The sequence below is a fragment of the Shimazuella soli genome, from assembly GCF_022511585.1.
GTDB lineage: Bacteria > Bacillota > Bacilli > Thermoactinomycetales > Thermoactinomycetaceae > Shimazuella > Shimazuella soli.
The window spans coordinates 1-7403 of sequence record NZ_JAKWBN010000019.1 but is presented as its reverse complement, the minus strand read 5'-3'; the positions used below and the strand labels follow the sequence as shown (position 1 = coordinate 7403).

At 41.4% G+C, this 7403-nt stretch carries 1 protein-coding gene; it reads right to left on the bottom strand.

Translation table 11 applies throughout. The annotated features are described in order from the left end of the window. A partial coding sequence (locus MK805_RS17655) for a non-ribosomal peptide synthetase (RefSeq protein ID WP_240877238.1) occupies positions 1–7371 on the bottom strand: 7371 nt, incomplete at its 3' end. Positions 7372–7403: the final 32 nt, after the last annotated feature.

Below are 7403 nucleotides of genomic sequence, written 5' to 3'. Positions count from 1 at the left end.
CAACTGGTGCAAATGACCGGCCATCCGAGCGATGGTCTCTTCTTCCCACAAATCCGTATTGTAGGAAAAGGTCACGTTCATCCCCTGTTCCCATGGTGCTACATGCAAGGCTAGATCAAACTTGGTTGTCGTTTGGGGCAATGCCACTTCTTCGATCGTCAATCCCGGTACTTCTGGTGCTTGCCATGCTTCGTTTTCTACGGAAAACATCACTTGGAACAGCGGAGAATGACTCAAATGACGATCCGGTGCGACTTCTTCCACCACCCGTTCAAAGGGAACAGACGAATGTGCATAGGCCTCGATGGCAGTGGTTTTCACCCGCTCTAATACTTCGTTCCACGTCGGTTCTCCTGATAGGTCACTGCGAAACACCAACGTATTGACAAAAAATCCAATGAGAGATTCCCATTCGGCTTGGGATCGACCAGCGACCGGACTTCCTACTGCAATATCGGTGGCTCCGGTATACCGAGACAATAACGTTTGAAACACGGCCAATGTCGTCATATAAAACGTCATTCCATGCTGATGGGAAATCTGGGCTAGTCCTGTTCGAACTGCTTCTGGCAAGGTCACCGAATACGTAGCTCCCGTAAACGTCTGCTCTTGCCCCCTTGGATGATCCGTGGGGAGATCGAGCACAGGTAAATCGGACAACTGCTCTTTCCAATAACTCAACTCCTGCATTATCTCTTCACTTTTCATCCATTCCTGTTCCTGCAAGGCGTAATCGGCATATTGGATGGGCATTGTTGGTAATAAAGGTGTCTGTTCCTGACATATTGCGATATAAGCCATCCATAATTCTTGCAATAATTGCCGTATCGACCAACCATCCGCAATAATGTGATGCAAATTGATATAAAGAACAAATACTTGATGATCCGTTTGATAGAGATATGCACGATAGAGAGAATCTTGTAAGAGATCAAAAGGTGTTTGCACATCTTGCTTTATGCGCTCTATTGCTTCATCTGCCGAGCAAACTTGAAGCATTAATCCATTTTCTTTTGGTCGAATCGCTTGATAAACTTTCCCTTGTTCTTCATAAAACGTTGTTCTTAACGATTCATGACGATCTACAATCGCCTGAAAAGCTTTTTCTAAGGCTTTCCTCTGTAATTCCCCAGTTAGTTTCATAGCCAACGGAATATGATAAGCTATACTATCAGGTTGCAGCTGATGATAAATCCACAATCTTTCTTGAGCTGATGACAAAGGAATCTTAGCTGGTCGCTCTTTTCGCTGAAACTGTACGTGTTGGTCTATCTCTTTTGCACTTGCCAATATGCCAGCAATTGTTGGTGTTTCAAAAAGTTGCCGTAGGTTGATCCTATAGGGCAATAGTTGGTTCATCCGAGCTATCACTTTCGCAGCTAACAGAGAATGACCACCTAGTAAAAAGAAATTGTCTTGTAGTCCAACCTTTACTTCTAATACATCTTCCCAAATAGCAACCACTTGCTTCTCTTCTTCTGATTGAGGAGCTACATAAGTATCAACTTGCGAGAAAGAGACTTCTGGTAATTTGCTCCGATCTATTTTTCCATTAGCTGTCAATGGTATCTCTTCTACAGTGGCAAAATGAGTTGGAACCATATAACTAGGTAACTTCTCCTGTAAGATATTTCGCAAGCCCATTTCATGAAATTCCTCTAGACGACTAGGCACTACATAAGCGATTAATTGTCCCATCTGTTCTAATACCACTGTGTCAGATACAGAATCAAGCTGGCGGAGGGATGCTTCGATTTCACCTAATTCAATACGGAAGCCACGTATTTTCACTTGTCGATCAAAGCGACCTAAAAATTGCAGATTACCATCACCTAAACGTTTGACTTGATCCCCTGTCCGATATAGTCGTCCAAAAGCAGGATGACTTATAAACTTTTCAGCTGTTAATCCTGGTCGGTTATAGTATCCAGCTGCTAATCCTGGTCCACCTACACACAACTCCCCAACTACCCCGGTTGGAACTGGATTACCATGAGCATCTAATACAAAAGCAGTCACATAATCAATTGGCTTCCCAATGGGGGGAGTAGACGGATAGATACCTTGTTTCAATTCCACTGCTGTCGAAACAACGGTATTTTCCGTTGGACCATAATGGTTGACAACAGAAACAGGGAAATTTTCAGGAGGATATATGCGTAAAGCCTCTCCTCCTGTCAACAGATACCGAAGTGAAACTTGTGTTGGCCAATCCAGCACCAAGAGACTTTCTAACAATGGAGTTGGAACAAAACTGACCGATATTTGTTTCTCCAACAAAAAAGTTTTTAGTTTCTCAGGGTATACCTTTGTTTCCTCTGACGGCACCACCAATGTTCCACCACTTGCTAAAGTAGGCCAAATTTCCCATACAGATGCGTCAAATGCCGGACCTGCCAACAAAGTGGTTCGATCTAGCGGAGTGATTGCATAAGCCTTGCAATGCCATTCCACTAAATGCAGCAGGGACTCATGGGATACCATTACTCCTTTTGGTAATCCTGTAGAACCTGAAGTATAAATCATATAAGCCAAATCAGTTTCCGGTGTGATCATCTCCATCTCATCTGTTGGAAAATGCTTGATTTTATCCCACATTTCATCGAGATAAATAGCTGAAGTTCCCATTTTTTGTCTCCGCTTCGAATGAGAAAGTACAACGCCCAACTTAGCATCTTCGACAAGATACATGATTCTCGACTCCGGATAAGCAGGATCAATGGGTACATAGGCTGCTCCTAATTTTAAAACAGCTAGAGCGGAAATAACCAAATCTGCCGATCTTTCCATACAAATGCCGACAAAATCTCCTGCCATTACACCATGCTGTCGCAAATAATGCGCAAGTTGATTAGCTTTTTGATTTAATTCCCTGTAACAAACCAAGTTGTCGCCGTCTTCCATTGCAATAGCAGTAGGTGCAGAAATAGCTTGGTACTTGATTCTCTCTTGGATGGGTAAAACAGACATGTGATAAGAATTTTGTACTGGTTGCAGAAGCTCAGCTTGTTCATCGAGAGTAAGAAAAGAAACTTCTCCTACTCTTTGATCTGGATCAGAAACCAACTCGCGAGCCAAATTCGTTAAATGCTTACATAATCGCTCCATTGTCTGACGATTAAATAAATCAGCATCGTACTCACAAACAAGATCTGCACCTGATTCATGTTCTCCAATCGATAATGAAATATCATATTTGGCGGTAGTAATAGGTAATTCTTTTGCTACAAAACCCATGCGGTCTATTTGTTTTTTCTCTTGCAATGTAAACATCACTTGAAATAAAGGAGAATAATCCAGACTACGTTCTGGAGCTATTTCTTCAACAACTTTTTCAAACGGAATCGATTGATGTCGATAGGCATCGAGTGCAGTTTGTCGGATTTGTTGTACAAAAGAACGAAAGGTCGGATTATTTGTCAGATCTCCTCTCATGACCAGTGTATTGACAAAGAAACCAATCATTTTTTCTGTTTCTACATGCTCACGGTTTGCAACTGGTGTCCCAACAGCAATATCTTGTTGACCGCTATAGCGGTGTAACAACACTTGAAATATAGCAAGTAAAGTCATAAAGAGAGTAGCATCTGACTCATTTGCCAACGATCGGATACTCTGCCAAAATTCTTTGTCCCAAGATAAGGATACTGCTGCGCCACAAGAGCTGCGGACTTTTGGTCTTGGATAATCCGTTGGCAGAGAAAGCACTGGCAAATCTGCTAACTGCTTTTGCCAATAACCCGTATCCAAATCTTGAGTCTCTTGCCAAGCTGCATAGTCTGCATACTGCAAAAGTTTATGCTCTTCTTGTTTCCATTTCTTTGCTAATACAGCTTGATAGAAAGAACAAAGTTCTGTAAAAAACAGATCAAATGACCAACCATCAGTAATGATATGGTGCATGACAAACAAACATTGTTTTAAATCTTTTGTGATCGCTGTTCTCCAAAGAGGAGGTGTTGCAAGATCAAATGGTTCATTTGCTATTGAATGTAACTGTTCTTTACTCTCCACTATGGAAAGTGGCACCTTTATTTCCTTGGAAATAACTCTTTGGACATTTTCCTCTTCCTCTACATAACTCGTCCGTAATATTTCATGTTTTATCATCATCTGTTCTAAACTAAACTGCCAAGCTGATAAGTCTAATCCCTCTTTCCTTTCGAATACGACTGGAACATTGTAGGCTTCTTTCTTTTTCAATAATTGATGCATCAGCCATAACCTTTTTTCTGCATACGATAAAGGAAGAGGTGTAGAACGATCGATGTATTCCAAGCTTTCCTCTTTCCCTTTCGCTGGAAGTTGTGCAGCCATCAAACGTATAGTTGGATGTTCAAAAATCACTTGGAGTGGTAATTTCACTTGAAATTCCCGATTAATTCGTGAAACGGCTTGTATTACTAACAACGAATGAGCACCTAACTGAAAAATATTGTCATGTGCCCCCAAACGATCAATCTCCAAAATACTGGACCAAATTTCACAAAGCTTTTCTTCTTTTTCTCCAGTTGGGGCTTCATACTCCTGAATTGCATTCGTCGGCATTAGCAGAGCTTTTCGATCCAATTTTCCATCTGCGGTTAATGGCAAGCGTTCTAAATGCGGCACCATTTGTTCTTCTGAACTAGTAAAACAGAGGTCACCCAAGCGTTTGTGTTCTCCAGATACAATCTGCTCCAGGAAGGAAACAAAGCAGGTCTGTAACTGCTGAATAACAGGAAGCGAAAATTGATTTTTATGGTACATCCATTTGAAATGTAGTTTTTTATCTGCTCCTGCTACTAATGTCAGTGGATAATGGATTTCTTCTTTACCATGTGTAAGCCGCATCGATAATTCTGCTTCTTTGCTCTGTTCCTTAACTGGGTAATTCTCAAATACAAATAAATAATCAAATAAATTTTCGTTTCCCGGAAAATCGCTCCACTGTTGAATCTCTACCAACGAACAGTACTCAAACTGCCTCATTTCCTGAAATGATTTTTGCAAACGGCTGAGCCATGTGAGAATGGCTTGACCGGATGGAATAGTTACCCGTACAGGTAAAGTGTTTATCATCATCCCAACCATGGTTTCTACACCACGTAGTTCGGCAGGTCTTCCTGATACAGTTGTCCCATAAACCAAATCAGTCTTTCCACTAAAAGCTTTTAGTAGCAATGACCAAGTTCCTTGAAGCAGCGTGTGCAACGTAAGATGATGATCACGACAAAAATCAATAAGTTCAACTGTTTGTTGCTCGGACAAAGATGTAGATAATTCACCAGATTCTCTTTGAGTATCTTTTTTTATGTCCAAAACACTTAGTTGAACAGGAGAATCATACCCTTCCAGCTGCTTTTGCCAATATTCTTTTGCTTCTTCTCTATCTTGCTCTGCAATCCATTTCATATAATCTGCAAATGGACGACTAGTAGGCAGTAAGATTGGCTCATTTTTGAGCATCGCTTCATAAATAGACATGAGCTCATTCAGTAACAGCGGCATACTCCAACCATCAATCAGTAAATGATGGTAACTCCATATCACTTGGAAGACATCTTTTGCCAAACGTATCAGATAAACACGAGATAAAGGTCCATCTTGAACATCAAAGCCTTGCTCTCTATCTAGCTTGACATACTCCTCTATCCATTTCTCTTGATCCTCTGCTTGATATTCTCGCAAATCTACATCTTTCCAAGATAATGAAGAAGTACGATAAACCAACTGATGAGGAATGCTTAAGCCTTCCCATAAAAACGTGGTTCGCAAGACTGGATTACGCTCGATAAGTGTTTGCCATGCTTTGCGATAAACATCCAGATTGAGATTACCTTCCAGTACAAAACCAATCTGTACTACATATTCACTACCTCCATGTTGATAAAGGGAATGAAAGAGCATACCGTTTTGTAAAGGTGACAAAGGATAGACGAATTCTAATTCTTTTCCATTTATCTCCGCTAACTCATTTGGTTGAAGTCTGGCAAGTGGAAAATCAGACAAAGCATATTTGTCTATTTTTCGTTTTTCTAACTCTTGAAGTGTGATTCTTATTTGTCTTAAAAGATCTGTCATCGTAGCTTTATGAAAAATAGCATTGCTGTATAACAAGGTAATTTGCAACTTGTTTTCTATTACAACAGCTACTACATCAATAAGATGTGGCCGAATAGCCGATGGTGTACTTGATTTCCCTGTTTTTTCATCAGCGATTCCCCGAATCAGCTGGACTTTATTACTATCAGATAGAGTCACAAATTTCCCCAAATAGTTGAAGCTGATAGAAGCTTTGCTAGCTTCTATCGGATTAGGATGTAAATATCGAAGCAAACCATAGGTTAATCCTTGTTTATTCACTTCTCTAAAACACTCTTTGGTCTGACGCAATACTTCTGTAAGTTCCATTCCTTGTGCTGTTAAGTTAACAGGATAGAGGGAAGTAAACCAGCCAACCGTTCGAGAAAGATTTATGCCTTCTATTTCGTCTCGACCATGTCCTTCTAAATGAATAGTGTGTTTATTATTTCCAGTCCACTTTTGTAAGGATTGGACAAGCCCAGTTAATAGTACTTCCTCTAGGGAGGCATGAATTGTCACAGTCGTCTCTATGATGCTTTCCGTCTCTTCTGGAGAAAATACAATTTGAACCTGGTCTACGGATTGTTCCGTATTGTCTCCTGTCTTGTCTAATGGCAGAGAAATTGTTTGCACTGTCTCCCACCTTGTTCGCGCTGACTCTATTCCTTCACTTGTTGCTAATTTTTGAAGATGCTCCGCCCACTGGCGATAGGAACTAGTCTTTTGTGGCAATTGCACAGGCTTATTGGCTGCAAGTTGTTGGTAGATCGTCTCGATGTCTTCTAATATGATCCTCCAAGACACCCCATCCATCACCAAGTGATGAGCGACAAGAAACAATCTTCCTTCCCCTTCCGATAAGCGGAACCAAATCGCTCGGAATACCGGTCCTTCGGAGAGATGTAAGCTCGCTTGGGCTTCCTCTGCTCGCTTTTCCAACAAGGCCAAGGGATGGTCTTCTCCTCGCAGATCGACTACTTCGAGTTCTTCTTTCGATTCTGCCTGGTAGTATTGCTTCCAACCGGTTTCTGTTGGGACAAATCGCATCCGCAAAGCATCGTGGTACTTTACTACTTCACGAATGGTCTGTCGAAGCCATGCTTCCTTTGCCTCTCCTACTTTCAGCAACATGCTTTGGTTAAAGTGATGAGGATGCTCGGTCTGCTCCAAAAACCATTTTTGAATTGGCACAAAAGGTACTTCCCCACTTAAGCTTCCCTGCTCTCCTACCACTGGAGCTTCTGTTTGGGCAACTTGAGCCAAGGTTGCAATGGTTTGGTGAGCAAAGAGTTGTTTGGGTTTCAACAAAATTCCTTTTTCTCTTGCCCGGGAAACCA